The sequence below is a fragment of the Sphingobium jiangsuense genome, from assembly GCF_014196495.1.
GTDB lineage: Bacteria > Pseudomonadota > Alphaproteobacteria > Sphingomonadales > Sphingomonadaceae > Sphingobium > Sphingobium jiangsuense.
This window is the reverse complement of the sequence record NZ_JACIDT010000008.1, coordinates 210,399-237,290: the sequence shown is the minus strand read 5'-3', so window position 1 is coordinate 237,290 and position 26,892 is coordinate 210,399. Positions and strand designations below refer to the sequence as shown.

Sequence of the window (26,892 nt, the reverse complement as noted above, 5' to 3'; positions counted from 1 at the left end):
CTGCCCTTCGGCGGCTTCAAGCAATCGGGCATCGGCCGCGAGGGCGGGGTCGAGGGCCTGGCCCCCTTCCTCGAAACCAAAACCATCCTCCTCGACGGCATGCCTTCCCAAATCTGAGGGCGGGATGGACGGGGTGGGGAGCGAACATTCTTCCCACCTCGTCCCCATCCCCGTTCGGGCTGAGCCTGTCGACCCGAAGGGCGGGCGAAGCCCAACGGCTGCTTTTCTCTTTGGGGCAAGGAAGAGAGGACAGGGCTTCGACAAGCTCAGCCCGAACGGATTGTTTTTTGCCGAAACAGGTTTCTATGCCCGCAAATGGCTGAGAGCACGGTGATGGCCTAGCTCAAGGCGCTACCCCCGCGCGGCGATCGCGGCATGGATATGGTCCGCGCCCTTTTCGCCGATCATGATCGCCGTCGCATTGGTGTTGGCGCCCACCAGCGAAGGCGCGACCGAGCAATCCGCGACCCACAGCCCGTCCACCCCGTGAAGCCGGAGGTCGGGGCCGGTGACCGCCCCATCGTCCTCGCCCATCCGGCAGGTTCCGATCTGGTGGAAGCAGGAAATGGCGTTCGCGCGGATGAAATCCCGCAGCGCCGTGTCGCCGGTTGCCGCGCCGGGCTTCATCTCCTCCAGCACATCCTGCGCGAGCGGCGGCTGGGCCATGATTGCGCGCGCCGCCTCGATCCCCTCGATAATCTGTTGGAGATCATCGTCATGCCCCAGTAGCTGATGCTCGATACGCGGCGGGTCGTTCGGATCGGCCGAGCGCAGCGACAGCCTGCCGCGCGACCTGGGGTGCAGCGCGCAGACCAGCATGCTGACGGAGGACTGCCTGGGCAGGCTGCGCCGGCCATCTTCGGCGATGTCGAAGGAAAAGGGGCTGAAGGCCAGCTGGATATTGGGGGCGGGCTCTTCCGGGCGGGTGCGGATCATTGCCTGGGCGTGGGCGATGGCGGTGGTCAGCAGGCCGGTTTTCGCCAGCAGATATTGCGCCGCCGCTTTGGGCATGCCGAGGCCGCGAATCTCCGAATTGAGCGTGCGGGACCGGACCGCCCAGGCCACCGTGACGCCCACATGATCCTGAAGATTTTCCCCGACGCCCGGCAGGTCTCTGATCACCGGCACGCCGATTTCGCGAAGATGGCGTTCCGGCCCTATGCCGGACAGCAGCAGCAATTTGGGCGAGCCCATGGTCCCGGCGGAGAGGACGACGCCGTGGCGCGAGCGGATGGTCGTGCGGCGGCCGTCCGGCTCCGCCATTTCGACGCCGCAGGCCCTGCCGTTCTCGATGAGGATGCGGCACACGCGGCGGCGGGACAGGATGCGCAGGCGGCCGCCGAAATCGCGATTGCGGATATAGCCGTCGGCGGCGCTCCACCGGCGGCCTTCATATTGCGACATCTGGACGTGATCCACGCCCTCGGCGGCGCGTCCGTCGCCGTTGAGGTCGGGGCAGCGGGCTATGCCCGCGCGCACCGCGCTTTCGATCCAGGCGTCGGTGACGGGGTAGCGCAACCGGCTTTCCGATATGCGCATCGGCCCCGCCTGCCCGTGAAAGCCGCCGCCGCGCGGGTTGCTTTCCATGCGGCGGAAATAGGGGAGGACATCCTCATAGCCCCAGCCTTTCGCCCCCAGCTCGGCCCATCGGTCATAGTCGTGCGCGTGGCCGCGAATATACATCATGCCGTTGATCGCGCTGCCGCCGCCCAGCCATTTGCCCGCCGGCCACGGGTCCGCGCGGCCGTTGATCGAGGCGTCGGGCTCGACCGGCAGGATCCAGTCATAGGCGGGGTTCATCACCAGTTGGGAAACCATCGCCGGAATGCGGGTGTGCACTGTCGGCTTCTCGCCGCCTGCCTCGACCAGCAGCACGGAAACATCGCCTTTTTCCGCCAGCCGCCCCGCGACGGCGCAGCCCGCCGACCCGCCGCCTATGACGATGATATCCGGCGCGTTTCTGTCTTCCATGCTGCTTCTCTCCCTCCATGCCGCCACGATCGCGGATTTTGTTTTCTGGGTGAAGGCGGTTTTTGCTCTTGACCATTGCCTTGCTGTTGCGAGATATAATGCTAACAAATGACAACATCAACCCGTGGAAAATCGCATCGGGATGATAGATTTTCCGAGGACTACAGGCGGGAAAATCACAGGAACAGGATGGGGATATGGCAAAAAATTGGCCTGATTCGTTTGATTTTAAAGGGTTTAATGAACCGATAGGGGTGGAATGGTGCGATTATAATCTGGAGGTCGAAGGAACCATACCAGATGAGATCAATGGAGCCTTCTTCCGCGCGGTGCCCGACCCCGGTTTCCCGCCCTTCATAGAAAAGGACACCTATATTTCCGGCGACGGGATGATCGGCCGCTTCCTGATTCGCGGCAACCGGGTCGATTTCGCCATCCGCTATATCGAAACGGATCGGTATCTTGCCGAAAAACAGGCGAACAGGGCGTTGTTCGGCGCCTATCGCAACCCCTATACGGACGATCCCGAAGTATTGGGGGTGGAGCGTACCGTCGCCAATACCACGCCGATCTGGCATGGCGGGCGCCTGTTCCTGACGAAGGAGGACGGCCCGGCCTATGAGGTGGACCCGCTGACGCTGGAGACCATCGGCAAGTGGGATTATCACGGCCAACTCAGGTCGCGGACGATGACCGCCCATGTGCGGATCGATCCGGGCAGCGGGGAAATGTTCTTCTTCGGCTATGAGGCGGGCGGGCTGGCGACGCGCGACGTCGCCTATTGCATCGCGGACCGGGACGGCAATCTGGTTTCCGAGCAATGGTTCGAGGCGCCCTATTGCGCGATGCTGCACGATTTCGTGGTGACGGAGAATTATGCGCTGTTCCCCGTCTTCCCGACCATCGCCGATCTCGACCGGATCAAGGCGGGCGGGCCGCACTGGGTGCATCATAACGACCAGCCGACCTGGATCGGCATCATGCCGCGTTACGGCAAGGTGGAGGAAATGCGGTGGGTGAAAGGCCCCAACGGCCTGTCCGCCTATCATATGATGAACGGCTTCGATGAGCGGGCGTCCGGGTCCAGCCTTGTGCATCTGGACCTCAACGTGATGGAATCCAACATCTTTCCGTTCATCCGCGAGGCATCCGGCGTAGACGCCAGCCCGGCGGAGATGCGCGCGTCCCTGTGCCGCTGGACGCTGGACATGAACGATCTCGACAAGGGCTGGACGGAGCGCGTCATCGGCCCGCCCGGCGACATGTCGCGCACGGCCGCGAAGGACCAGTGCCGCCCCTATGAGATAGGCTATTATGCCTGCTATGATCCGGCGGTTGGCCCACCGGTCACGCACAGCGTGGTCGGGGCCGGGTTCAACACGCTGATCCGCGTCCATGTCGGCAGCGGGGAAAGCGAGGCGCTGGCTCTCGGCCCCGACCGGTCCATCAACGAACCGATCCATATCCCGGCGCGCGATCCGGCGCATGAAGGCTGGCTGGCGGCGGTGGTGGATACCCATTCCACCATGTCTTCCGAACTGTGGTTCGTGGAGGCGGGCAACATAAAGGGCGGAGCGATCGCCAGGGTGAAGCTGCCGTTCCGGCTGCGTCCGCAGATCCATGGCTGGTGGGTGCCGCAGGAAGAGCTGGACCGGGCGGCGGTGAAGGCGGGGTGATCCCCTTCGCGGCCGACGTGCCGATGGCGCAAAGGCCGGATTTCCGGTCATCCCGCCAAGGCAGTAACGAACATACTACCAATTGACACATATTTTTCTTACCATCTGGAAGGGATACCCCTGAAGGAGACGACCATAAAAAGGGAAAGGAGAGGCATTCTCCTTTACCCGACAATAGGGAGAGGATTAATGCGGGTATATTTCGTCCACCAATGCATATCAGTGTCCGCGCTCGCGCTCGCCATGGTCGCGGGGCCGGCCGTCGCCGCCGCCGAAGACGACCGGGCCAATGACGCGCAGGCCATCCCGGACATCATCGTCACCGCGCAGGGGCGCGAGCAGAGATTGCAGGACGTGCCGGTTTCCGTTTCGGTCGTTTCGGGCGCGCAACTGGAACAGCAGGGCATCCGTACCTTGCAGGACGTGTCGAGCCGCGTCGCCAATGTGCGCATCACCACCGGGTCGCTGGTCAATTCCATCAACGTCCGGGGCGTGGGGTCCGGCGAGAATCCCGGTTTCGAGCAGGCGGTCGCGACCTTCGCCGACGGCGTCTACCGCAGCCGGTCGCGCACGACGATGACGGCGCTGTTCGATGTCGACCGCGTCGAGATATTGAAGGGGCCGCAGACCACCTTCTTCGGGGCGAACGCCAGCGCCGGCGCGCTCAGCATCACCACGCGCAAGCCGGGAGACAGCTTCGACTATAATGCGAGCGGCCTCTACGGCCTGTCGGACGGCGAATATAATTTCGAAGGCGGCGCCACCGTGCCGCTGACCGCGACGCTGAGCGGCCGCGCGGCGATCCGCGTTTCGGGGATGGAGGGCTTTGTGGACCTGCCCGACGGCAGCCACGGCCCGCACGACAACAGCGTCCAGGGGCGGGTTTCGCTGCGCTGGAAGCCTTCCGACAACTGGACGACCGACCTGCGCGTCGACCGGGCGCGCTCGCGCATCGAGGATTATGCGCCGTTCCAGTTGACCCATTGCCCGGCGGCCGCGCCGTTCCCGTCGTCCAGCGTCTGCGCGGCGATGCTGGCGGCCAATCCCGATCTGGACACGAAGCTCGACTTTAACAGCCAGTCGTTGCCCAGTTATTCCCGCTTCGATTTCTTCGAAACCGCGTTGACCAACAATTTCGACGTCGGGCCGGGCACGATCCGCACCATCACCGCCTATAGCGACATGAAGGTGAAGCAGCGCCAGCCGCTGATCCCGGTCGCCTATCCGACCGCCAGCGGCCATGATCCGTTCCCGATCGAGGCGAAGGAGACATACAAGTTCTTCAGCCAGGAAATCCGCTTCGAATCGGAAACCGGCGGCACGCTGGAATATGCCTTCGGCGGCTATTACCAGCATGGGAAGCTCTATTACGAGACGCAGGCGGGCTTCTTCTTCAATCCCGGCCTCTTCCCGTCCTTCCCGGCGCTGGTCGAGACGGTGTTCGGCGACTATCCCGGTTTCGACGCCAGCTATGCGCTGACCGGCGCGCCCTATTCGACGCAGCGGGAAAACAGCTTCTCGGCCTTCGCCTCGCTGACGATCCGGCCGGTCGAGCGCGTCCGCATCAATCTGGGCGGCCGCTATACGGACGTGACCAAGAAGGCGCATCGCTATCTGGTGATCGGGTCGAGCGAGAACGGCGTGGCGGAGAGCCTCGTGCCCTATGATCTGGCGACGCCGGTGGGCCAGCTGCCGCTGCCGATCGCCGCCTGCCTCATCATGGGCTGCACCACCGGCGATTTCGCGACCAACAAGGTGCATGACAACAAGTTCATGCCCTCGGTGGGCGTGCAGCTGGACGCGACCGACGACGTGATGCTCTACGCCACCTACAGCAAGGGGTTCAAGGCGGGCGGCTATTCCACCAGCTCCTCGCCCAGCGTGTTCGGCCCGGAAACCGTCAACGCCTATGAAATCGGCCTGAAGGGATCGTTCCTCGACCGCGCGCTGACGCTGAACCTTGCGGCGTTCCGCATGGATTACAAGGGATTGCAGGAAACCACCTTCGATTCCAACCTTGCGTCGAGCATCACCAATGCCGCGGGCGCGCGCTCGCAGGGCGTGGAAGTGGGCGTGGGCTGGAAGATCGCGCAGGGCGTCCGGCTGAGCGCCGACCTCGCTTATCTGGATGCGACCTATACCGACTACAAGAACGGCGAATGCACCAAGCTGTCGCAATATCAGCCGAGCGCCGCCGATCCGTCGCTGACCGTCTGCGAAGCCAATGGCGGGATACAGGACCTGTCCGGCAAGCGCCGCGCCTATGCGGCGAAGTGGAGCGGCAGCGTCGGCATGGATTTCACCGTTGCCGCAGCGGGGGGCAATGAATTCCGCGCCAGCCCGGTCGTGAATTTCAGCTCCGCCTATTTCATGACGGCGACGGCCGACGACCTGTTCCGGCAGAAGGCGTTCCGCAAATATGATCTGCGCCTGGGCTATGGCCCGGCCGATCGCCGGTGGGAACTGGCGGTCATCGGCCGCAACCTCACCAATGTCGCGACGAGCAGCTACCGGCTGGGCGTGCCGGGCGCGGACGGCAGCGTCCTCAGCCTGGTGGAGCGGGGCCGGTCGGTCGGCGTCCAGCTTACGGTGAAGAACTGAAGGCCCGTCCGGCGCGGATCGCGGTCCGCGCCGGACGGCATTGCTATTGTAGTGGAATGGAATAGCGTTCCGAAAGACCGGCGGGAAGGACAGGCGCGCGCCGCCGGTCCGCGGCGGGACGGATTGGGAGGGGATGGATGAAGATTCATGCGTTGGATGCGCCGCGCTGCCTGGTCGGCGAAGGGCCGGTCTGGGATGTGCAGGACCAGGCGCTCTATTATGTCGATATCGTGGGCCGGAAGGTTCATCGCCTCGATCATGCGTCCGGCGCCGTGCGCAGCTGGGACGTGCCGGGGGTAATCGGCTCGATGGCGCTGCGCCGCGACGGCGGCGCGCTGGTCGCGCTGGCGGACGGCCTTTACGGGCTGGATTTCGAAACCGGCGCGGTGACGCCGCTCCACCGCCCGGAAGGGCTGGACCGGCGGGTGCAGTTCAACGACGGCAAGGTCGACCGGCGCGGCCGCTTCATCGTCGGCACCACCGACAGCATGGCGAAGGAGCCGCTGGGGACGATCTACAGCTTCGACGTCGATCACCGCCTCACCCCGATCGACAGCGACATCATCATCAGCAACGGCCCGTGCTGGTCGCCGGACGACCGCACCTTCTATTTCTCCGACAGCGGGCGGCACAGCATCTATGCGTTCGATTATGATATCGAAACGGGGCGCACGGCCAACCGCAGGCTGTTCGCCACCACGCAGGAACTGGGCGGCATTCCCGACGGGGCGACGGTCGATGCCGACGGCCTGATGTGGATGGCGATCTGCGAAGGGGGCAAGGTCGTCGCCTATCGCCCCGACGGCCGGATCGAGCGGATCGTCGAGGTTCCCGGCATCACGCTGACGGCCAGCGTGATGTTCGGCGGGCCGGACCTCGACCTTCTCTACGTGACCAGCATCGATCCGCTGGCGCTGAAGGCGTTGGGGATGGACAAGCCGGCCGAAGAACTGGGCGGGCGCACCTTCGTCATCGAGGGGCTGGGCGCGCGGGGCCTGCCCGAACCGCGCTACGCGGGATGACGCCGCCGCCTGCGGCAAGAGGAAGCACCAAGGGAAGGATCGGGGAAAGCCCATGAATTCAACGGCCATTGATACGGCAGGCATCGCAAGGGCGCTCCGCGCGATGGGAAGCGCGATCGGCGCCCAATATGTCTTCACCACGGAAGAGGACCGGATCGCCTATTCCGACCATTATTCCGCTGACGAGACGAGCCACCAGCCGCTGGGCGCGGTCGCCCCGGCGACGGTGGAGGAAGTGCAGGCGATCATCAGGATCGCCAATGAGCACAAGGTGCCGCTCTGGACGATCAGCCGGGGCAAGAATTTCGGCTATGGCGGCAGCGCGCCGGTGGTGAAGGGATCGATCGTCCTCGACCTGTCGCGCATGAAGAAGATCGAGGTCGACGCGGAAAACGGAACGGTATTGGTGGAGCCGGGCGTCAGCTTCTTCGACCTGTTCGACTTCATACAGGAACATAAATTGCCCCTGTGGCTGTCCGTTCCCGGCAACAGCTGGGGGTCGGTCGCCGGGAACGCGCTCGACCGGGGCGTGGGCTATACGACCTATGGCGATCATGCCGCGCGGATCTGCGGGCTGGAGGTCGTGCTGCCCGACGGCGATCTCGTCCGCACCGGCATGGGCGCGATGTCCGGGTCGCCCAACTGGCAATTGTACAAGCCCGGCTATGGCCCTTCATGGGACACCATGTTCTGCCAGTCCAATTTCGGGGTGGTGACGAAGCTGGGCCTGTGGCTGATGCCGGAACCGGAATCCGTGCTGGGGTTCGATATCGACGTCGACAAGCCGGAGGATCTGGGCTGGCTGATCGACACGCTCGCGCCGTTGCGGCGGCAGGGCATCATCCAGCAGTCGCCGTCGATCGGCAACTGGCTGCGCGCGGCGGCGACGCTGACGCTGCGCGACGAATGGGTGGAGCCGGGCAAGCCGCTGACCGAAAGCGTGATCACCGCCATCAGGAAGAAGTTCAACATCGGCTGGTGGGGCGTCGCCGTCCGCTGGTACGGGCCGCTGGAAATCAACGAGGCGACCTCTCGCGTGGTGGAAAAGGCGTTCGCCGGCAAGCCCGTCATGGCGATGCGGCCCACCCGCTGGGTGAAGGGGGATGCGCCCGAAGGATCGCCCGCGACCGGCGTTCCCGTCACCTATCCGCTGGCCAACGCCAACTGGTTCGGCGGGCGGGGCGGCCATGTCAGCTATTCGCCGGTGCTGCCGGTCAACGGCGCGCTCGCGCTCGACCAATATCGGCGGACCTCGGCGCTCTATGCGGAATATGGGATGGATTATCACCCCAGCTTCGCGATCGGCGAGCGCCACATGACCAATGTGAACCAGCTGCTGTTCAACCGCGACGACCCGGACATGATGAAGCGGGTGGACAGCTTCATGCGCGCGCTGGTCAAGGACGCCACCGCCAAGCGCTATGCCGAATATCGCACGCATATCGACTATATGGACCTGATCGCCGACACGTTCGATTTCAACAATCACGCGCTGCGCCGCCTTAACGAGCGGGTGAAGGACGCGCTGGACCCCAATGGCATATTGTCGCCGGGCAAGAGCGGCATCTGGCCCGCCAATCGCAGGGAGAAGCGGTCGTGAGGAGGAACGGGATGACGCTGTTTCAGGCGCGGAATGCGCGCCTTGCCCTGTTCGCCGCTGCCGCGATGCTGGGGCTTTCCGCCTGTGGCGGCGCGGGCACGGGCAATGCCCCGTCGCCCGCCGGGGGCAAGCAACAGGCCAATGCGGGCGCCAATGCGATGCAGGACCGCAGCTATAAATCGGATGCGGAAAAGCTGTTCGTGGAGAAATGCGCGATGTGCCATCGCGATTTCGGCATGGGCACGGTGGTGCTGGCCCGCCGCGTCGAGAAGGGGCAGGAATGGCTTGAGAAACGGACCGACCTTCAGGCCGATTTCGTCAAGACCGCCGCCCGCGCCGGCATCGGCAACATGCCGCGTATCACCCGCAGCGATGTGAGCGACGCGCAGCTGGACGCCATCGCCGCCTATCTGGAAAAGGCGGGCCGGAAATGAGGATCCTTCTTTCACGCAGGCAGGCCGTCACCGCGCTGGGGCTGACCGCCGGGCTGGCCGGAACCGCATCGATCCTCGAAGGCGCGCGCCGCCCGCTGGTGATGCGCGACATCAATCTGGGTGCGGCCCATGACCGGCGCATCGCGGCGCTGACGGGGCAGGAAGACAGCCTGCCGCTGCTCGCCGATCCCGTCCGCCAATGGCGCGACGGCCTGCGCGCCGAGGTCGAACGGGCGGGCGGGGCGATCATGCTCGCGCGGTGGAACAAGGCGCACATGCTCTGCGGGCTGGCACGGGAATCCGGGATGCGCGCGGAAATGACGAGGATGGACGGGGTGATTTTCCGGGTCGGCATGAAAGCCTGACCGCCGCATCGCCGCCGCCTCGGCGCACGAAGGACGGGCCGGTTTTCCGGATCCCCGATGCCGGACGGGCGCGGGACCGGACGGCCAGAAGAAGAGGTCATGATATGAAAGCGGGAAGCTGGGCTTCGATATTGGGAATCTATCTGTTCGGCGTGTGCGGAGCGTCCACCGTCAGCAAGATCATTCCCCTGGGCGGCGATCTGGCCCATTGGTTCGGCCTCGGCCCGGCGTCCTTCGGCTGGCTGGTGTCGCTGATCGCGGTGCCGGCGGCGCTGCTCGCCATCCCCAGCGGTCTGGTGGTCGACCGCTTCGGCCCGCGCATCGTCCTGCTGTGGTGCGCGTTGCTGGGGGTGCTGGCCAATATCGTCTACAGCCTCGCGCCCGACACGTTGCTGCTGCAACTGGCCCGGCTGATCGAGGGGACGGCGATCGTCCATATCTACACCGCTGGCCCCGCGCTGCTGATGGCGACGACGGACGGCAAGAAGCGCACCACGGCGATGACCCTCTGGGCGACCTATATGCCGGTCGGCACCGCCGTCGGTCTGACGATCGGCGGATGGTTCGCGGAAAGCGCCGACTGGCGCCTGACCTTCGCCTGCCACGGCGCGCTCTATCTGGGGGCGGGCCTGCTGGGGCTGCTTCAGCCGCGCATCGGCGCGCCGGGAGAAAAGCGCCCCGGCCTGGGCGCGCAGCTGCTCGACCTGCGCGGTGCCTATGCGAAGCCGGGGCTGCTGCTGCTCGGCCTCGCCTTCTTCCTGATGATCAGCATGGGGCTGGGCGCCAACGTCACCTTCCCGCGCTATCTTGCCCGCGCGCATGACATCAGCATCGCCGCCGCGTCGCAGATGGTGGCGGCGATGACGCTGGTGATGGTGCCCGGCGCCCTGTTCGTCGGCATCGTCCTCGCGCAGGGGATCGGGCGGCATCTGCTGTTCACCGGGCTGGCGGCGCTGGGCTTCGTGGTGGGCATGCTGTCCTTCTTCCCGCATCTCGATATCCCGGTCCGCTATGTCGTGCTGGGCGGCTGGTTCTTCGCGTCCGGAGCCGCGATCGCCGCGCTGCTCGCGACCTTGCCGGTGGTGGCGGAACCGCAGCGCCGGGGCGCGGCGACCGCGCTGATCAATCAGGCGGGCGCGCTCGCCACCTTCGTCAACCCGCCGATCTGGCTTACCTTCGCGGAAGGAAGCGACTGGACGCCGTTCGCGCTGCTGCTGGCTTTCGGATGGAGCATCGCGACGCTGTCGATCTGGCTGCTCATCACCATCGCCCGCGGCCGGGAAACCGCTCCGGCCGCCTGAAAGGGGGCAGGACGCCGGGGGGCCGGTTCCCGCTATGGGAGCCGGCCCTTTTTTGCGTCCGATCCCTATCGGCGGTGAAGATCGTTGAACAAAGGGGAGCACGCGGAGACGCGGAGACGCGGAGGGAAAGCCGCAGGTTCCCTGAAGCCGGGCCGCCTCGCCTCGGCCGCCGGAAAATGCTTCGCGCTGCTATCCGTGCCTTCGCGCCTCCGCGCGCCCGATTATCTGCTGAGCCGCTGGGCCTGACCGCCAAAAGCAGGCGCAAAAAAAGAGCGCAGCCACCGGCCGCGCTCCCCTTTTCCGATCGGGCGGAGCGAGGATCAGGCGTCGCGCCCGATGATTCCCGCCTCCTGCATGAAAGCCTTGACCTGACCGCCGAAGCCGTTGCGCTGGGCCACCATATGGTCGGTCTGGAGGCCGCGCGCGGCGCTGCCCAGATAGAACATCTCGTAGAGTTCCAGCCTGCTGCCCAGCGCCGACCCGGCGAAGTCCCACGCCATGCGCATCAGCCGCGCCCTGTCGCGGGCCTCCATGCCGTTCGCGCCGGGGAGGTATTTTTCCAGCATCGGGCCGATCGTGGGATTGTCGAAGGCGGCGAGGGAAGGGGTCGCCAGCAGGTTGTGCGATCCCAGCGCCTTGATGATCTGGTTCACCCGCGTCATCCAGCCCGGCATCACGCAGCGCAGCGAGGCGATGCTGCCGTTGCAGAAGAAGGCGCCGGACGTGCCCCAATGATGGGCCTCCGCCTCCGCCGCGACGATGGCGGAGCGGGTGAGCGACATATAGGTGTGGATCTCGCCCAGCATGGCGGCGACGTCGGGCCGGTTGTCGCTGTTGGTGACCCTGGCGATCTGGGTGCACAGGTCATAGGCGAATTCCAGCTTCACCATCGCGCGGATCGCCGTCTGCTGGATGGTGTTGCCCGGTGACACGCCCTGCGAGATATTGTTGTAGACGTTGAGGTCGCCGTCCACGAACAGGCGTTCATAGGGGACTTCCACATCGTCGAAGATGATGAACGCGTCCTGCTCGTCGAACCGGGAGGAGAAGGGCGCGTCCGCGACGTCGGCGGGGGTGCCGAAATGATCGCGGCAAAGGGTGATGACGCCCTTGGTGTTCATCGGCACGGAAAAGCAGAGCGCATATTGCTCGGCGCCCGACGGCACCGGGGCGGAAGGGTAGACATAAAGCTCGTCGGCGAAGGGCGCCAGCGTGCCCAGAACCTTGCCGCCGCGAACGATGACGCCGTTCTCGGTCCGCTTGACGACGCGCAAGGTAAGGTCGGCGTTCATGCCCGCAAGGTCGCCGGACCCCTTGTCGATATTGGCGTGGATGATCGTATGGGTCATCGACAGGTCGCCCTCCACCACCTCGCGATGGAAGCGGGTGAGGCGTTCATGATAGACGGGGTCGGTGCCCCGGTCCCAGATGTCCTTGCGCGCGACATGGCCCGACAGCACGACGTTCACATAATCCGGCGTGCGCCCCAGCAGGCCGTTGGAATAGCGGGCGAGGCGTTCCAGCCCGACATGGCGCCGCGTCAGATCCTCCTTGCTGCGGGGGACGATGAGGCTCGCGCTCATCTTCTCGCCGGGCTTTTCCGGGTCGTCGACAAGGCATTCGTCGGCAAATTGATGCTGCCAGTCGAAATAGCCCGCCATCCCCCGAAGCGAACCCTGAAAGGCCGGTTCGTCCAGCACCGAAACGGTGCGGTCGCCGAGCCAGACCTGCCGGTCGTCCCGCAGGCCCGATAGATAATCCTTTCCTGTGCGTGCCGCCATGAATAGCCTCTCCTCTTTCTTGTGTTGATCTGGATACTCATGTATCCATTTAAAATTGATAACACAAGACAGTTTTTTGGACGATGGAGAGCGATGCATGGTGAAGGAAGGAAGGGCGGTCCGCGCCGATCTGGAGGCAAGCCGGAACCGGTTTCTCGACGCGGCCGACCGGGTCTTCGTCCAGAACGGCTATGACCGCAGCACGATCCGCGAAATCACCGCCGAGGCGAAGACCAGCCTGGCGCGGCTCAATCGCCACTGGACGGGCAAGAAGCATCTTTTCTCCGAGGTTTTCGCCCGCCATTTCGGGCCGATCCATGCCGCGCAAAATGCCCGCTTCGATGTCATCGAAGCGTCCGGCGCGGACGGCCGCCTAGACCCGCGTGCGATTCTGGACGCATTTTTCATTCCCGCACTGCTGGCGCCCGAAGGACGAAACGGCCAGCATTTGAGCCACAGGGTCTATTGCCGCGCGCTGATCGATCCTTCCGCCGAGGCGATCGAACTGGTGGGGCCGTTGGTCGCGGATACCCGCGCGCGGTTGGTCCGGCTGTTGCGCGACGCGCTGCCCGAACTGGACGAGGAGGATTTCTTCCTGGCGCTTACGGCGGTGCTGGGAACCTATCTCTATTCGCAGGTCTATGGCGAGCGCCTCGCGACCGTCATGGGTCTGAATTACGGCGGGATCGACTGGACCCGCGCCGGGGGCGCCCTTTCCGCACTGCTGTCGGAGGGGCTGCGGCGCAGGGGCGGCGCGCTTGGCTGTTGACCTCGCCTTAAAAATAATGTCATCTGGTATTAAATTTCCGGCTTATGACAGGGGAGAGGAGAGGGGATGAACATATCCTTTGATTTCGGAGGAAAGACCGCGCTGGTGACCGGCGGCGCGTCGGGCATCGGCCATGCCACGGCGCTGGCGTTCGCGCGGGCGGGCGCGCAGGTGGCGGTGGCGGATATCGACGAGGCCGGTGGCCGACGCACCGTGGCGGATATTCGCGCCGCCGGCGGCATCGCGGATTTCTTCCCGGTCGACGTCGCCGACGAGGCCAGCGTCGGCACGATGGTCGCGGATGTCGTCGCGCGGTTCGGCGGGCTGGATTTCGCCCACAACAATGCGGGCATAGAAGGCGACAATGTGCCCGCGGCGGAGTGGTCGTCCGCCAACTGGCGCAGGATCATCGACGTCGATCTTTCCTCGGTCTTCTACTGCCTGAAGGCGGAGATACCCGTCATGCTGGCGCGGGGCGGGGGCGCGATCGTCAACACCGCCTCGGCGGCGGGCCTGATCGGCGGGTTCAATCTTTCGGTCTATCTGGCGGCCAAGCATGGCGTGGTCGGGCTGACCAAGGGCGCCGCGATGGATTATGCCAACAAGGGGATCCGCATCAACGCGCTGTGCCCCGGCCCGATCGACACGCCTTTCATCGGCCAGCTGCCCAAGCCGTTTCGCGATCGCCTGATCTTCGGCACGCCGATGGATCGCCTCGGGGCGGCGGAGGAGATGGCCAGCGCGGTGCTGTGGCTCTGCTCCGATGCCGCCTCCTATGTCACCGGCCATGCGCTGGCGGTGGACGGCGGGACGGTGCTGGGCGGCATCGGCACCCGTTTCGACGATCTGGCGGCCGTGCCGGTCTGATTTTCGGCGGCCGCCCTTTCCCGTGCCGCGCGGGGAAGGGCGGCTCTTCCCGCTTCCGTTTCGGGGAAGCCGCCATCCTGGCAACAAGCGGTTTTCGAGCAGGCTCATAGCCGTTATAGACCATGGCGATAATCAAGGGTGAGGTGTCATTGGGTACCAGAGATAAACCGTCGGCCGAAGCTGCAAGGGAAGGCATGCCCGAAATTTCCCTGAACCTGAAGCTTCATATCCAGTTGCTGAAGCTGACCACGCTGATTACCCAACCGATGCGGGATTGTGTGGCCAAGCCGCATGACCTGACCATCGAGGACATCAAGATCCTGATCTGCCTTATCGATCATGAGACGCTGACGGGCGCGGAAATCAGCGAGCTTGTCGCGATCAGCCCGATATCGGCCAGCCGGTCCATCGCCTCGATGATCGAAAAAGGATGGGTGAAGCTGAGGTTCGATCCGAACGACCGCCGCCGCAGGCCGGTCGTGCTGACGCCCAAGGGCCTTTCCGTCTACCGGTCGCTGATCCCGTCCATGGCGGGCGTCGCCGACCAGCTCTACGCCCCGTTTTCGGATCGCGAGAAGGATTTCCTGCATGCCGCCATCAAGGTGATCCTCGATAGCGGCATCATTCACGATAGCTGATGGGCCGCCGCCGCGCCTGCATGCTCCCGCAAATAATTTAACATAATCTTTGTTATCGGGTTATTGCGCGTATCGGCCGGACGAGGCGGTCGCCGCCCCCTCCTCCATCTCCTTTGTCCGGCGACATTGCTTCACCGATCGGCGGACGCCGGGTGATCTTGGTGAAGTGCCTGGTAGGTTGCGGGCGGCACTTGTCGACGGTGGTGCACTTAGCTATATAGTTGGCTAAGGAGATGCTCTATGGCCCAGTTTTCGGTTCACGATGCCAAAACCAACCTGTCCCGTCTGATAGCGGATGCGCTTGCAGGCGCCGACGTAGTGATCGCGCGCGGTTCTGTGCCGGTGGTGCGGCTTGTACCGGTGAAGCCGCAGGGCCGCCGTGTATTTGGGGCGCTGAAAGGCAAGATTGCTCTGGATGAGACCTTCAACGAGCCGCTGCCGGAGGATGAAGTGGGTGGATGGAATCTCGCTTGAAGTTGCTGCTGGATACACATGCGCTGATCTGGTGGCTTGCCGGCGACGAGGCGCTGAGCCTTCGGGCCCGCGAGGCTATGGCCGATGAAGCCAACAGCATTGCCGTGAGCGCGGCCTCGGCCATGGAGGTCGCCACGAAGTTCCGTATTGGCAAGTTGCCGAGGGCAGCACTGCTGGCGCGGGACTTTGAGACCATCGTTGCCGCGCAGGGGTTCAGTGAACTACCAATCAGCGTGACCCATGCCCGCCTCGCGGGCGAGATGAACATTGCCCATAAAGACCCGTTCGACCGCTTCCTGATTGCGCAGGCACAGGTCGAGGCTATGGTGCTGGTTTCCAACGAGGTCTTGTTTGACGGCTTCGCCGTTCAGCGCCTTTGGTAATTCCTGAAATCAGGCGTATGAACGAAAAGCTGGTCACATCCAGCCGATCTGGAGCCAGGAAGGTCAGCAATGTCGAAGCGTTTCGGGCGCGGGCAGGCGTACTGGGGCTGGGACTCAATTTGCCCACCAGATGACGGCGGCAACGATGAAGAGTGCGGACAGGAAGATATCTGCGCGCTTGTCGTAGCGGGTATGGATGCGTCGAAAGTCCTTGAGGCGTGTGGGTTCTTGCGCATCGGCATAGTCCAATCGCCGACAACGAGCGTATAGCACCGCAACTGCAGAGCCGGGCTTGGTTGCAGGAAGAAGGAGAACATGGGCGCATTGAAGGCGCTTGCACTGACCTGCTGGCTTAGGTCAGAAGCCGTGCGGTGAGGTACATGCCGGCCGCGAACACGCAATGGCCGACGACGCTCTTCAGCCGGGTCATATTGGGATTGGGCGTTCGCGATCCTGCCATTCCCATGCCCATGCCGGGCATCATCACGCAATAGGGCAGCATCAGCAGCGCGAGCGCGAGGATCAATGGCTCGGTGATGCCGGGTTTCTGAAGCCAGCCTGTACCCCATAGGGCAACGAGCAAAAGGCCATAAGCGATGCCGATGCCATAGTGAAAAGCCCAGCCCAATGCGTGTTCGCCGGACACGGGCTTCGCCTGACCGATGGCGGGCTGGATGAATTCGCCTTTCGGCATATGGCCGATCCAGCGACCGACCATCTTCCAGTTCGTCCCAGACACATCAAGGACGCGCTGAAGGAGGAAGGCGTATAGATCGAGAATGATCGTACCGCCAATGCCGACCAACGCGGCGTGCACAAGACTGTCCACCATGTCCATCACAGGCCTTTCTGCCCAAGCGAGAGAGAGTTCCCCATCCGCGTGGCGAGCATCAACCCGACTACGGCAAGGGCAAGCGGCGCGAACGAGACCAAAAGCACCATGTCCCAGCCATAGGCGGTCAACAGGCCGCCGGAGGAGAAGGAGCCGATAGCCATCGTCCCGAAGACGATGAAGTCGTTGAGCGCCTGCACCCGTGTCCTTTCTTCCGGGCGGTGGCATTCGAGCACCAGCGCGGACGCGCCTATGAAGCCGAAATTCCAGCCCACGCCCAGCAGGATCAGCGTCAGCCAGAAATGCACGACATCGATGCCCGCCAGCCCCACGGCCGCCGACAGGCCGGTCAGAACCAGTCCCACAGCCACCACCCGTCCGGCGCCGGAACGCGCGATCAGGCGTCCGGTAAAAAAGCTGGGCGCATACATGGCGATGACATGCCATTGCAGCCCTAGATTGGACGTCTCCTGGCTATGCCCGCACATCCGCATCGCGAGCGGCGCGGCGGTCATCAGGAAATTCATCAGCATATAGGATACCGCGCCGCACAGGACGGCAACTGCGAACAGCGGTTGCCGGACGATCCGGCCGAGCGGGCGCCCGCCCGCGATCTCGGCGGTGGTCGGCATCGGCAGTCTGATACCGGCAAGCACCGCCGCCGACAGGGTCGCCACCAGCGCTTGCACCAGAAAAGTGGCGGCGAACATATGCGGCGGCCATAAATGCATGGTGTAGGTGACAAGCTGAGGTCCGACCACGCCCGCCGCGACGCCGCCGGCCATGACGATGGAGAGCGCGCGGGACCGCCATTCCGGCTCGACGCAATCGGCGGCGGCGAAACGGAAGGACAGGACGACGGCGGCATAGGCGCCACCGAAGAAGGTCGCGAGGCAGAAAAGCCAGAACGATCCCAGCACGATGGCGAGCGCGGCGATCAGCCCGGCGAGAGCGCCGCCCGCCGTTCCGGCGAGGAAGGCCGCCCTGCGCCCATAATGTCGGGCAATAACGCCGGCGGGCAGGATGCAACCCGCCATGCCGACGACGAAGATGGAGATCGGCAGCGTTGCAAGCGCCTTGTCGGGTGCGAGGCTGTTGCCGATAATCGCGCCGGTTGCGTAGATCACCACCGCATTGGCCCCCGCCAGCGCCCGTGCGATGGCGAGGCGGATGATAGCGCCGCGCTGATCCCGCTTCAGGTCGGCCTTGACCGATGCCGCGGTCATGACGCCAGCTCCGCACGCCAGCGCGTATCGCGCGGCGACGGTCGCCGGTGAAGACGGCGATCGAGCAAGACCCGCGCTTTCTTCGTTTCATCGGCGCGCATAAGGGCAATGAGCAGCATATCCTCGACAATCTCGCGCTGCGCATTGCTGCCGCCGATCCGCGCAGCCTCCGCCGCCAGCGGTTCAAGGATTCGCGCGCAGGCGGAATAGTTCTCATTGGCAAAGGCCATTGCCGCCCGACAGATCGCGGGCACCACTGCTCCCGCGCTGAGCGTTCCGCTGGCACACATCTCGTCCAGCGTGGCGATGCGTTGGCCAAGCGCCGCGCTGTCGCCTGTCGCGGCTTCGAGCATCGCCATATGCGGATCGACGAAGGCGTGACCGGCTTTTGGGAACGCCCGTCGCGCATAGCTTGCGGCGTCCTGCCAGAGACAATCGGGAACACCATGGCCATAGGCCTGTATGCGCCACAGCAGCGACGCTGCATCGCTGACGATGTTGATCGGCATCCCCAGCGAAACCGACGGCTGCACCCGATCCGTATAGAGGACGAGCGCGCTGGCGGCGTCGCCACGCTCCAGCGCCGCAAGCGCGGCGTGCCAGGCAAGATGGCCATGGAGCACGCCGCTCCGGTCATAGTCCGGCAGCCAGTCCGCGATCAGCGCCCCGGCGCTCTCCCCCGCGCCGCCCTCGAACAGCGCATGCGCCAATCCGTGAACGCCATTGGCATTTTCGCGGCGCAACTCGATGGCGTGCTCCAGCATGGCGCGACCACGTGAGACCTCGCCATTTTCCGCAAGCGACCAGCCATGGTAGGTAAGGAACCACCAGTCGTCTTCGGGGAACGCCGCTTGATGCCGCGCGCACAGAGCGGCCTTCGCCTGATTATGATCGATCATGCCCGAAAAGGCGAACAGCCCGAAGGCGCCGAGAGGCAGGCCGAGGATGATCCGGTCGCGCGGCCACCGGTCGGCATGGGCCAGTGCTTCGGTGAGGGCTTCGCGTGATTGCCCGGCGATCGCGAGCCGCAGCACGGCGATATGGTTATTCTCGCGCGTGCTGCCATTCGCGGCGGCTTTTGCGGCCGCAACGGCGATCCGCGCTTCCGCTTCGCGCGGTTCGGCCCGCAGTGCATGCAGCCGCGCCCGCGCCGCATGGGCCAGTGCGAAATCGGGGTCGGCGGCAATCGCCGCATCCAATGCCTCTGCCGCGCCCGGCCAGGCGGACAGCATCATGTCCACGCCGTCACGATACAGCGCCGCGGCCTTCGCCGATACCGTCGAAAGCGGAAGGTCGTGACTGTCCAAATGCGCCATGGCGGCTCTTTTCCCAAATTCCCATATTGCGAACGATACGCCGCCGGTGCCTTTGCCGATCATAAGCGCTTCGTCTTTGTCCGTCTTTCGACTATAGGACAATCAATGTACAATATCGGCCATATATCGGACTGGCAGACCGTTGCGCCGCCACCGGACGCGAAACCGCCCGCGCCGATGACCATGCGCGCGCAGTCACTGCCGCCACGCAGCTATTTCCCGGAGCATGCGCATGAGTGGGGGCAACTGGTCTATGCGATTTCGGGCGTGCTCACCGTGGCCATCATGGGTCGTTCGTTCGTCATTTCGCCCGAACAGGCGGTGTGGCTTCCTACAGGGGTGCTCCATCGCGTCGGATCGTTGCTTGGCGCCGAGTTCCGCAGCCTGTGGATTGCGGCGGATGCGAGAGCCGAACTTCCCGGCGAACCTGTCGTCCATGCGGTCGGCCCGCTCCTCAAGGCCCTGATCGCAGAACTCGCCGCCCTGCCCGATGGAGAGGACGACAGCTATGTCGGCCGCATCACGCACCTGATCCTCGACCAGTTGCACCGCGCCACGCGTATTCCCGCCGCCTTGCCATGGCCGCGCGATGGAGCGCTGGTCCGGCTCTGTGCGGCTCTCTACGCCGACCCGGCCGACTCTCGCCCGGCCACGGAATGGGCGCGGGAGCTTGGCATGTCGTCCCGGACATTGACCCGCCGGTTCGAAACCGAGGTTGGCATGAGCCTGCGATCCTGGCGGCGCCGCATGCGCCTGTCCAAGGCGATCGAATTGCTCGGCGGCGGGACGGACGTGACCGGCGTGGCGCTGGAACTGGGCTATAGCTCGCCCTCCGCGTTCATCTATGCTTTCCGGACCGCGATGGATGTTACACCGCAAGCCTTTGCGGGTGGGAAGGTCGGCAGATCCTGATGACGATGGGCTGCCGACTGCGGGCTTGCTCTTCGGATGCCGTCAAACGGGAACAGGCCCGCCCCGATGGAGCGGACCTGTCCGAAGCGACGATGCCGTCTTGATTAGAAGCGCACGGTCACGCTCGTTCTTGCGCCGTAGGAAGAGGCGTTGCCGACATCGCCTTCCACGGTCCAGGCGATGTTCCTGTTCAGGTCGACCCGGCTGCCCAGACCGATCCTTGCCCGCGTGTTGACGAGGCCGGGGTTGCGCACGGTGAAGGCGCTGTCTTCGGCAAGCACGGTGGCCGTCACGTCGCGCTTCTCGTCGTTGAACTCATGATCGACGGAGAGTTTCGCGAAGCCCTGCCAGCCCGGTTGCAGCATATAGGCGGTTTTCAGGCGCGCCCGCAGCACCGTGGAAGTGTCGCGCTGGGCCGAGACGGCCAGAGCATCCAGCAGACCGACGCCGGTTTCGGCGAAACCGTGCACCTTGCTGCGGACGTGCAGCATTTCGGCCGAGGCATTGAGCGTCAGCTTGTCCGACACCGTGGCATATTCGAGGCCGCCGCCCAGGACGGTCGAGCTGCCCTTCACGCTCTTGAACGAGGCCGCACCGGCATTGGTGACGCGGCTGCCCTTGAAGCGGTAGCTGCCATGGGCGGCCCGCGCCATCAGGCGCACCGCGCCGTCGAGGGCAACCGGCACCGATGCACCGGCGGAAACCTGATCGCCATCGGCCTCGCCGCGCAGATAATCGCTGCGCACCGTGCCGTCAGCCCGTCCGTAGGAGATCTGGACCTTGGCGACCGGCAGTTCGGCGGCCAGACCCAGGTTGAAGCGGCGGTCCGTGCTCTTGAAACGGACATAGCCCGCTTCCTTCTGGCTGCGGCCCTGATCGAAGTCGATCGAACCCGTCACATAGATGGCGCGATTTTCCAGCCGCGCATAACCGCCAAGCTCGGTCAGATTGTCCAGCATGGAGAGCTTCTGGTGCTCGACAAGGCCTGCATAGGCTTCGGGCGACGCCTTGGCGAACACCGTGGAAACCGCGTTCGCATCCCCCGTCGCCAGCGCGGCGGCAGCGGCTTCGACGAGGCGGCCGCCCCGATATTGGTCGACACCACCCGCGCTGTTCACCCGCAACTGGTCGAGCATCGCCGTTTCGTTCGCGGTCCTGGCGATGGCCGAGGCGAAGCCGTCCGCGCTGTAAGTGCCAAGCCCGACCACGGAGCCGGTCGACACGTTGAAGGCGACGGCGGTGTCGAACGCGCTGGTGACGGTGCCGAAATGACCCGACACCGCGCCCGGCGCGAAGTCGAAGATCCTGATCGCCTGTCCGAGAGCCGGTTCGAAATCGTTCGAATTGGCGATCTCCAGCGTCGAGCCGGGACGGATCGTCAGGCTGCCCGACACGCGGATTTGATCATATCCGCCCTGAGCCGCCGACAGGCCGGCGCCCGCCGCGCCCTCGATCTCCATCTGCGTAACCGAGAGAGTGTCGAGCGTGAGGTCGGTGAAGGTCACGACACCGGGCGAGTTGCCCGGCGCCAGCCTGCCGCTGCCCGAACCGCCGATGACGGTCCCGCCCGCCACCGTTCCGTTGCCGGTCAGCTGACCGCCATTGGTGACGAACAGGTTCAGGGTGTTGAGGACGCCGCCCGGCGTACCCGCGCCGCCGCCCAGATGCAGCCCGCCGCCATTGACGGTGGTGGTCGTGGCCGTGACCGATCCGGCCACGTTCAGCCCGCCCGCGACATTGACGACCGGAGCGTTGAGCTGCCCGCCGCTGGCCACGTTCATGAGGCTGTTGGCCTGAACCTGGAAATTGCCGTTGTTCGAGTTGATGGTGTTCGCCAGGTTGAAAGAGCCGGTAGTGAGCTGGACATTGCCGTTACCCGTCACCGTGCCGTTGAAATTCCCGCCATTGGCGAGATAGAGGTTGTTGCCGTTGAGCGAGAGGGTGCCCGTGCCGGTCAGGTTGTTGATCGTCTGATCGCCCGTCACCAGCGTCAGCCCGGCCCCCGTCGCGACATCGACGCGCAGCGCCTGATCCAGGATGCCCGCGCCGTCCACGGCCACGATGCCGGTCACGATATCCAGTGTCGCCGGGGCGAAACTGCCCACGCCGCCGTTCAGGGTCAGCGTGCCGAGGCCGCTCTTCACGACCGATGCCGCCGATCCGGTGATGCTGCCCGCATAGCTGCCGTCGGTCGTCTGGTTGATGGTGAAGACCGAGTCCGCGCCCAGCACGATGGCGCCGCCCGTGCCGGACAGGCTGCCGGTCGTCAGGTCCGCCGCCGCGCTCAGCGATCCGCCGTTCTGGACATAGGCGCCCGCGATGGAGAGCGGTCCGTCGGCCACGATGGAACCGGCGTTGGTCAGCGAGCCGAAGCCGGTGTCCGCTCCGGCGGCCAGCGTGATGACGCCGCTTGCCTGATTGGCCACGCCGCCCGAGACGGCCAGCGTCCCCGCATTGCCCAGCGTGCCCGCATTGACCAGATGGCCCAGCGTCGCCGCGCCGGAAGCCTCGATGGCGAAGATCCCGCCCGCGCCGTTCGTCGCCGTGCCGGAGGCGTCCAGCGTCGAGAAGAGGCCGAGCACGCCGTCATTTTCGAGGCTGTTCATGGCCGCCGCCGCATTGACGATCGTGGTGCCGTTATTGGTGAGCGAGGCAATCCTGTCGTCGGTGCCCAGCGTGAAGGTCGCGCCGCTGGCGACGGACACGGACACGGCGTCGTCGAACGTGCCGCCGCCGGTCGTGTCGAGGCCGCCCGCCAGAATGGAAAGCGGACCGGCAAAGCCGTTCTCCCCGGTCAGGGTCAGCGTGCCCGCGCCCGCCTTGGTCAGGGCGCCCGCGCCGTTGATCTTGCCCGCGTAGCTGCTATTGCCCGACTGGTCGATGACGAGGATGTTGGGCACATCGCCGCCGACGCCGCCAAGGTTGACGATGCCCGCCGCGCCGCCGCTGAAGCCGCCGGTGCGGATGGTGCGCGTCGCGGCCTGCTCCACATCGTCGACCGCATTGCCCAGCACGCTCAGATAGCCGTCATGGACGACGGCCGGGGCGGTGAGGTCATTGCCCAGATACCAGAGGCCCTGGTTCGCCACCGCGCCGGAGGCCGTCACTTCGCCCAGCATCATGATCTGGCCGGTGGACAGGTTGGCGATCGCGCCGGTGCCGGCGCCTGCGCCGACCAGCAGCGTTCCCGCATTGCTGACAGCGCCGCCGGTCAGCGCGCCGTAATAGGCGATCTGGCCGCCCGCCTGATTGGTCAGCGCGCCCTGCGTGACCGGCCCGTAATAGACCGCCGTGCCCGCGTTCGAGACAGCGCCGGACTCGATGCCGTTGAACGCGACCAATATGCCGTTGCCGCCGATACCCACCGAGGTCAGCTTTTCCGCGCCGTGAAGCTCCACGCGGCCACCGTTGATGGTCAGCGCGCCGCCGGTCGCGGCGTCCATCAGGCGCCCGGTCAAGGACCCCAGCCTGGTGCTGACGAGGCCGTTGTTCACGGTCAGCGCGGTCAGGTCGTTCTGTGCGGTGAAATAGGCCGCGCCGGAATAACCGGCATCGTTGAGGATCAGGCCGCCATTGCTGAAGCGCCCGGCGAGATGGGCATGGTCGCCCTCGCTCGCCAGATTGTCGTAGACGGCGATCCGGCCGGTCAGCCCGCCGAGATTGACGGCATTGACCAGCTTGACGGCGCCGGTGCCATGATCGGAACCGAAGATCAGCGTCGAGCCGGTGGGCACGAAGCCGCCCCCGTTCCAGTTCAGCGTCTGGCCGTTATTGCCGTTGATCGCGCCGAAGTTGAGGGTGAGGCCGGCGTCTCCCGCCGCAAAGCCGCCGCTGCCGCTCCAGTTGATCTGGTGGGGCAGGCTGCCCACGCGCCGGGTGATGACGCCATTGGTCAGCCATACGCCCGCATTGACGGTGGAAAGGCCGCTGCCGATCGTGCCCGCGCCGTTGAAGGTGATCTGGCTGTTCGCATTGAGGCCGACGCCCTGATCCGCCTCCAGCGTCGCGCCGCCGATATAGGTGGTGCCGGAATAGCTGTTCTGGCCGGCCAGCTGGACCAGACCGCCGCCGGTGATCTGGAGAGCGGCGCCCGCGCCGGATGCGTAGGAGGCGCCGTTATAGCTCGAAACGCTGTCATCGGCGATGGAGCCTTCGAACCGGATCACATTGCCGGTGCCGGGCGTCAGCGTGACGGTGCTGCCGCGCATCATGAACAGGTCGGCGCCCGCCGCGTTGCCCGCGCTGCCCCCGTTGTTCGACGAACCCGCAAGGGTGGTGTTGTTCTGAAAAAGCGCATTGCCCGCTATCGTCAGCGTGCCGCCGGTGCGGACGAACAGCGCGCCGCCGAAGCCGGAGCCGCCGCCGCCATAGAGGCCATCGCCGTTGGAGCCGACGCCGCCGCCGAAACCGGCCACGCCGCCAAGGCCGGCGTTGCCGTCGCTCGAAGCGCCGTTGGGACCGCCCTCGCCGCCGGCGCCGCCCTGACCGCCGCCCGCGCCGAAGCCGCCGCTGCCGCCCTGACCGCCGTCGCCGCCCGCGCCGCCATCGGTGATCGACAGCGCGCCCGCGCCGCCATTGCCGCCCGCGCCGCCCGCGCCGCCGCCGAAGAAGGTGTCGCCGCCGCCGCCATCGCCGCCCGCGCCACCGTCACCGCCCAGCGCGACGATGCCGTTGGCCAGATCGATATTCCACTTGATGAGATCAGCGGTGGCGATGCCGACATCGATCCACGCGTGCACAAGATTCGCGGTCTTGACGACCGCCGAGGCGAAATTGAAATCAGCCCATTCCGCGGCGGTTTCCATCGTATCGCCGATCGCGCCGATGGTCGAGGACGTGACCGCCAATATGGCGTCGGCATTATAGGGCATGCCCGCCGAGCCGTGACCGCCATTGCCGCCATTGCCGCCTGCCGCGCCTTCGCCATCGTCGCCGCCATAGCCGTTGGTGCCCGGCGACCCTTCGCCGTCATGCAGGACGGCGTTGTACATGCTGCCATTATGGCCGTTGCCGCCGTCGGACCCCGGCGTGCCGGTGGCGACGAGGCCATTCATCGAACCGCCGATCAGAAGCTGGGCCGCATCGGGATCGATCGTGTAGGTGACTGTCTTCGTGACCGGGTCGATGCCCGTGATCACCGCATTTTCCGGCACATTGCCGCCGTTCAGCAGCGCGCCGACCTTGAGGCCGTCGACCGACGAGAGCGTCAGGGTGGACCCGCTGGTCGAGATCACCTTGTTGAACGCGGCGACGAAGTTGTTGCCTTCGATCGCCTCGGCCGCATCAGCCGTAACGGCGTTGCTCAGCGTGATCCTGCCGCCGCTGATGGCGGTGATGATCGTGCCGTCAGGAATGCCATCGCCACTCACCGTCATGCCCACGGCGAGATCGCTGCGCGGCGCGCCCAGATTGATGACGTTCGAACCGACCGCAGCGCCCTGCGTGCTCGCGGTGAAGCCGGTCACGGCGCCGATCGGGTTGGAGAAGGTGATCGTGCCGTCGCTGGCAATGGCGGTGATGGTCGTGCCGGAGGGAATGCCGTCACCGCTCACCGTCATGCCGACCTGAAGGCCGGGAAGCGAACCGATGGGCTTGATCGTGTTGGAGCCGGTGACACCGAAACGGGCTGCATCGAACGAGCGCACCGCCACCACCTTGAAAGCGCCGACGGCGGCCGTGGTCGCATGGCTCAGCGTAACGGACTTGGCCTTGTTGTCCTGATCGTAGACGACGGATGTGATCGTGGTGCCCGCGGGGATGCCGTCACCGACGACGATCATGCCCTGCTGGATTTCGCCCATGCCGAAGGAAGGGTTGATCGCGAGGGTGGTGAGGCCGGGAGCCGCAATCGAGCCGCCATGCTGGGTCACGTCGATCGTGGCGGTGCTGATGGCGGAGGACGCAATCTGGATCGGGGCCGCGAAGCTGACCTGCGTTCCGTTCACGCTGGCGATGGTGGTGGAAGGGGCGGCATCGCCGAAACTGATGTCGGCGCCCGCGCCGATCAGGCTGTTGGCGCCCGCCATCTTCGCGCCGGTGAGGAACAGATTGCCCGAACCGTCGGTCGTCACCTCCGGCGTAATGCCCAGCACCGAGATGGGATCGGCGTTCACCGAGAGGCTCGGCAGGTTGATGATGAGGTCGCTGAGCGAGACGGTGCCCACGCTGCCGCCTTCGCCGCCCTTGACCGTGTTGCCGATGAACTGCACGTTGCGCAGCGTCAGGTTCGCGCCGTTGTCCACGAAGAACACGCCACCCAGACCGGCGCCCCCGCCGCTGCCCGCGCCGCCTTCGGTGAAGAAGTTGGTGAAGATCGTAGTGTCGTCGCTATTGCCCACGATGAGGGTTTCACCCGAAGCGACGATCGTACCCGCCGCTTCGGCGCCATCGATGATGACCGGGTCGTTGGAGGGAGAAGCATGAGCAATGCCGGCTGCTAGAAAGAGACTGGTTGCCAATGTCGATGTAGTTACAAGCAGTCGATTGGATATCGTCATTCCTTACCCCCCAATTTTTGGCATGTGTCGCAGACCGGATGGTCGTGCTTCACGGGCTAGGAAAATATCCTTTATTTGAGGTTAATGATGTTTCTTGATGGGCTGCGCCCTGTTTCCTGCCAGGAAGGGAGAACGAAAGGCCGGATGAGTCGAATCCATTTCTTGATGTTGTTTGCGAGTCCAAACCTATGTCGTTCGGCAAAGTCTTCAGGGAATCGAGCAGGTCA

At 65.1% G+C, this 26,892-nt stretch carries 20 protein-coding genes and 1 pseudogene; 14 read left to right on the top strand and 7 right to left on the bottom strand.

The annotated features are described in order from the left end of the window. Positions 1 to 117, top strand: a 117-nt coding sequence (locus GGR43_RS13010; protein ID WP_188072397.1) for an aldehyde dehydrogenase family protein, incomplete at its 5' end; no start/stop codon positions are given. Between the two features lie 234 nt (positions 118 to 351). On the opposite strand, the gene GGR43_RS13005 is transcribed toward GGR43_RS13010, so the two are convergent. Further along, a complete protein-coding gene (locus GGR43_RS13005) occupies positions 352 to 1,971 on the bottom strand; it encodes a GMC family oxidoreductase (protein WP_188072396.1) in 1,620 nt (539 codons plus the stop codon). A gap of 197 nt (positions 1,972 to 2,168) precedes the next feature. On the opposite strand from GGR43_RS13005, the gene nov2 reads away from it, so the two are divergent. The 7 genes from nov2 (at position 2,169) to GGR43_RS12970 (ending at position 10,970) form a co-directional block, all read left to right on the top strand. Continuing rightward, on the top strand, positions 2,169 to 3,647 hold the full coding sequence (gene nov2, locus GGR43_RS13000) for a lignostilbene-alpha,beta-dioxygenase NOV2 (RefSeq protein ID WP_188072395.1): 1,479 nt from the start codon (positions 2,169 to 2,171) through the stop codon (positions 3,645 to 3,647). 189 nt (positions 3,648 to 3,836) lie between these two features. Then, positions 3,837 to 6,248 (top strand): TonB-dependent receptor, encoded by a 2,412-nt coding sequence (locus tag GGR43_RS12995; RefSeq protein ID WP_188072394.1) that lies wholly within the window; start codon positions 3,837 to 3,839, stop codon positions 6,246 to 6,248. Between the two features lie 137 nt (positions 6,249 to 6,385). Then, complete coding sequence (locus GGR43_RS12990) at positions 6,386 to 7,270, top strand: SMP-30/gluconolactonase/LRE family protein (RefSeq protein WP_188072393.1); 885 nt, start codon at positions 6,386 to 6,388, stop codon at positions 7,268 to 7,270. A gap of 52 nt (positions 7,271 to 7,322) precedes the next feature. After that, positions 7,323 to 8,870, top strand: coding sequence for an FAD-binding oxidoreductase (locus tag GGR43_RS12985; RefSeq protein ID WP_188072392.1), 1,548 nt, complete (start codon positions 7,323 to 7,325; stop codon positions 8,868 to 8,870). Between the two features lie 11 nt (positions 8,871 to 8,881). Next, the gene (locus GGR43_RS12980; protein WP_188072391.1) at positions 8,882 to 9,304 is read left to right on the top strand and encodes a c-type cytochrome; all 423 of its coding nucleotides are present in this window, start codon (positions 8,882 to 8,884) and stop codon (positions 9,302 to 9,304) included. Further along, on the top strand, positions 9,301 to 9,669 hold the full coding sequence (locus tag GGR43_RS12975) for a hypothetical protein (protein ID WP_188072390.1): 369 nt from the start codon (positions 9,301 to 9,303) through the stop codon (positions 9,667 to 9,669). The genes GGR43_RS12980 and GGR43_RS12975 overlap by 4 nt, the downstream gene beginning before the upstream one ends. A 104-nt stretch (positions 9,670 to 9,773) precedes the next feature. Continuing rightward, complete coding sequence (locus GGR43_RS12970; RefSeq protein WP_188072389.1) at positions 9,774 to 10,970, top strand: MFS transporter; 1,197 nt, start codon at positions 9,774 to 9,776, stop codon at positions 10,968 to 10,970. Between the two features lie 320 nt (positions 10,971 to 11,290). On the opposite strand, the gene GGR43_RS12965 is transcribed toward GGR43_RS12970, so the two are convergent. Next, on the bottom strand, positions 11,291 to 12,751 hold the full coding sequence (locus GGR43_RS12965) for a 4-hydroxyphenylacetate 3-hydroxylase N-terminal domain-containing protein (RefSeq protein ID WP_188072388.1): 1,461 nt from the start codon (positions 12,749 to 12,751) through the stop codon (positions 11,291 to 11,293). Positions 12,752 to 12,848: 97 nt separating this feature from the next. Here GGR43_RS12965 and GGR43_RS12960 point away from each other — a divergent pair, with 97 nt between their 5' ends. From GGR43_RS12960 to GGR43_RS12940, 5 genes are all read left to right on the top strand, one after another. Beyond that, positions 12,849 to 13,520, top strand: coding sequence for a TetR/AcrR family transcriptional regulator (locus tag GGR43_RS12960; RefSeq protein WP_188072387.1), 672 nt, complete (start codon positions 12,849 to 12,851; stop codon positions 13,518 to 13,520). Between the two features lie 66 nt (positions 13,521 to 13,586). Then, positions 13,587 to 14,387 carry an SDR family oxidoreductase gene (locus GGR43_RS12955; protein WP_188072386.1) on the top strand — a complete coding sequence of 267 codons (801 nt, stop codon included), beginning with the start codon at positions 13,587 to 13,589 and terminating at the stop codon, positions 14,385 to 14,387. A gap of 194 nt (positions 14,388 to 14,581) precedes the next feature. Continuing rightward, entirely contained in the window at positions 14,582 to 15,025 is a 444-nt protein-coding gene (locus GGR43_RS12950; RefSeq protein ID WP_188072385.1) for a MarR family winged helix-turn-helix transcriptional regulator, read from the top strand. 240 nt (positions 15,026 to 15,265) lie between these two features. Further along, positions 15,266 to 15,499: a type II toxin-antitoxin system Phd/YefM family antitoxin gene (locus GGR43_RS12945; protein WP_188072384.1), complete on the top strand. Its 234-nt coding sequence runs from the start codon at positions 15,266 to 15,268 to the stop codon at positions 15,497 to 15,499. Then, entirely contained in the window at positions 15,496 to 15,882 is a 387-nt protein-coding gene (locus tag GGR43_RS12940; RefSeq protein WP_188072383.1) for a type II toxin-antitoxin system VapC family toxin, read from the top strand. The genes GGR43_RS12945 and GGR43_RS12940 overlap by 4 nt, the downstream gene beginning before the upstream one ends. Positions 15,883 to 15,996: 114 nt before the next feature. Here the strand turns inward: GGR43_RS12940 and GGR43_RS23555 are convergent. From GGR43_RS23555 to GGR43_RS12925, 4 genes and pseudogenes are all read right to left on the bottom strand, one after another. Continuing rightward, positions 15,997 to 16,101, bottom strand: a pseudogene (locus GGR43_RS23555) (IS5/IS1182 family transposase); the annotation flags it as partial. Between the two features lie 133 nt (positions 16,102 to 16,234). Next, on the bottom strand, positions 16,235 to 16,720 hold the full coding sequence (locus tag GGR43_RS12935) for a DUF2938 family protein (protein ID WP_223177438.1): 486 nt from the start codon (positions 16,718 to 16,720) through the stop codon (positions 16,235 to 16,237). After that, positions 16,720 to 17,940 (bottom strand): MFS transporter, encoded by a 1,221-nt coding sequence (locus GGR43_RS12930; RefSeq protein ID WP_188072381.1) that lies wholly within the window; start codon positions 17,938 to 17,940, stop codon positions 16,720 to 16,722. Before GGR43_RS12930 ends, GGR43_RS12935 begins: the two co-directional genes overlap by 1 nt. Further along, the gene (locus GGR43_RS12925; RefSeq protein ID WP_188072380.1) at positions 17,937 to 19,256 is read right to left on the bottom strand and encodes a tetratricopeptide repeat protein; all 1,320 of its coding nucleotides are present in this window, start codon (positions 19,254 to 19,256) and stop codon (positions 17,937 to 17,939) included. Before GGR43_RS12925 ends, GGR43_RS12930 begins: the two co-directional genes overlap by 4 nt. Positions 19,257 to 19,361: 105 nt before the next feature. Between GGR43_RS12925 and GGR43_RS12920 the strand changes: the two genes are divergently transcribed. Then, the gene (locus GGR43_RS12920) at positions 19,362 to 20,168 is read left to right on the top strand and encodes an AraC family transcriptional regulator (protein WP_188072379.1); all 807 of its coding nucleotides are present in this window, start codon (positions 19,362 to 19,364) and stop codon (positions 20,166 to 20,168) included. A gap of 104 nt (positions 20,169 to 20,272) precedes the next feature. Here the strand turns inward: GGR43_RS12920 and GGR43_RS23790 are convergent, their stop codons facing one another. After that, a complete protein-coding gene (locus GGR43_RS23790; protein ID WP_188072378.1) occupies positions 20,273 to 26,626 on the bottom strand; it encodes an autotransporter-associated beta strand repeat-containing protein in 6,354 nt (2,117 codons plus the stop codon). Positions 26,627 to 26,892 lie beyond the last annotated feature (266 nt).

Coding starts and splice junctions, on each gene's coding strand:
- GGR43_RS13005 (WP_188072396.1), bottom strand. CDS start 1,971: ATGGAAGACAGAAACGCGCCGGATATCATCGTCATAGGCGGCGGGTCG.
- nov2 (WP_188072395.1), top strand. CDS start 2,169: ATGGCAAAAAATTGGCCTGATTCGTTTGATTTTAAAGGGTTTAATGAA.
- GGR43_RS12995 (WP_188072394.1), top strand. CDS start 3,837: ATGCGGGTATATTTCGTCCACCAATGCATATCAGTGTCCGCGCTCGCG.
- GGR43_RS12990 (WP_188072393.1), top strand. CDS start 6,386: ATGAAGATTCATGCGTTGGATGCGCCGCGCTGCCTGGTCGGCGAAGGG.
- GGR43_RS12985 (WP_188072392.1), top strand. CDS start 7,323: ATGAATTCAACGGCCATTGATACGGCAGGCATCGCAAGGGCGCTCCGC.
- GGR43_RS12980 (WP_188072391.1), top strand. CDS start 8,882: ATGACGCTGTTTCAGGCGCGGAATGCGCGCCTTGCCCTGTTCGCCGCT.
- GGR43_RS12975 (WP_188072390.1), top strand. CDS start 9,301: ATGAGGATCCTTCTTTCACGCAGGCAGGCCGTCACCGCGCTGGGGCTG.
- GGR43_RS12970 (WP_188072389.1), top strand. CDS start 9,774: ATGAAAGCGGGAAGCTGGGCTTCGATATTGGGAATCTATCTGTTCGGC.
- GGR43_RS12965 (WP_188072388.1), bottom strand. CDS start 12,751: ATGGCGGCACGCACAGGAAAGGATTATCTATCGGGCCTGCGGGACGAC.
- GGR43_RS12960 (WP_188072387.1), top strand. CDS start 12,849: ATGGTGAAGGAAGGAAGGGCGGTCCGCGCCGATCTGGAGGCAAGCCGG.
- GGR43_RS12955 (WP_188072386.1), top strand. CDS start 13,587: ATGAACATATCCTTTGATTTCGGAGGAAAGACCGCGCTGGTGACCGGC.
- GGR43_RS12950 (WP_188072385.1), top strand. CDS start 14,582: ATGCCCGAAATTTCCCTGAACCTGAAGCTTCATATCCAGTTGCTGAAG.
- GGR43_RS12945 (WP_188072384.1), top strand. CDS start 15,266: ATGGCCCAGTTTTCGGTTCACGATGCCAAAACCAACCTGTCCCGTCTG.
- GGR43_RS12935 (WP_223177438.1), bottom strand. CDS start 16,720: ATGGACATGGTGGACAGTCTTGTGCACGCCGCGTTGGTCGGCATTGGC.
- GGR43_RS12930 (WP_188072381.1), bottom strand. CDS start 17,940: ATGACCGCGGCATCGGTCAAGGCCGACCTGAAGCGGGATCAGCGCGGC.
- GGR43_RS12925 (WP_188072380.1), bottom strand. CDS start 19,256: ATGGCGCATTTGGACAGTCACGACCTTCCGCTTTCGACGGTATCGGCG.
- GGR43_RS12920 (WP_188072379.1), top strand. CDS start 19,362: ATGTACAATATCGGCCATATATCGGACTGGCAGACCGTTGCGCCGCCA.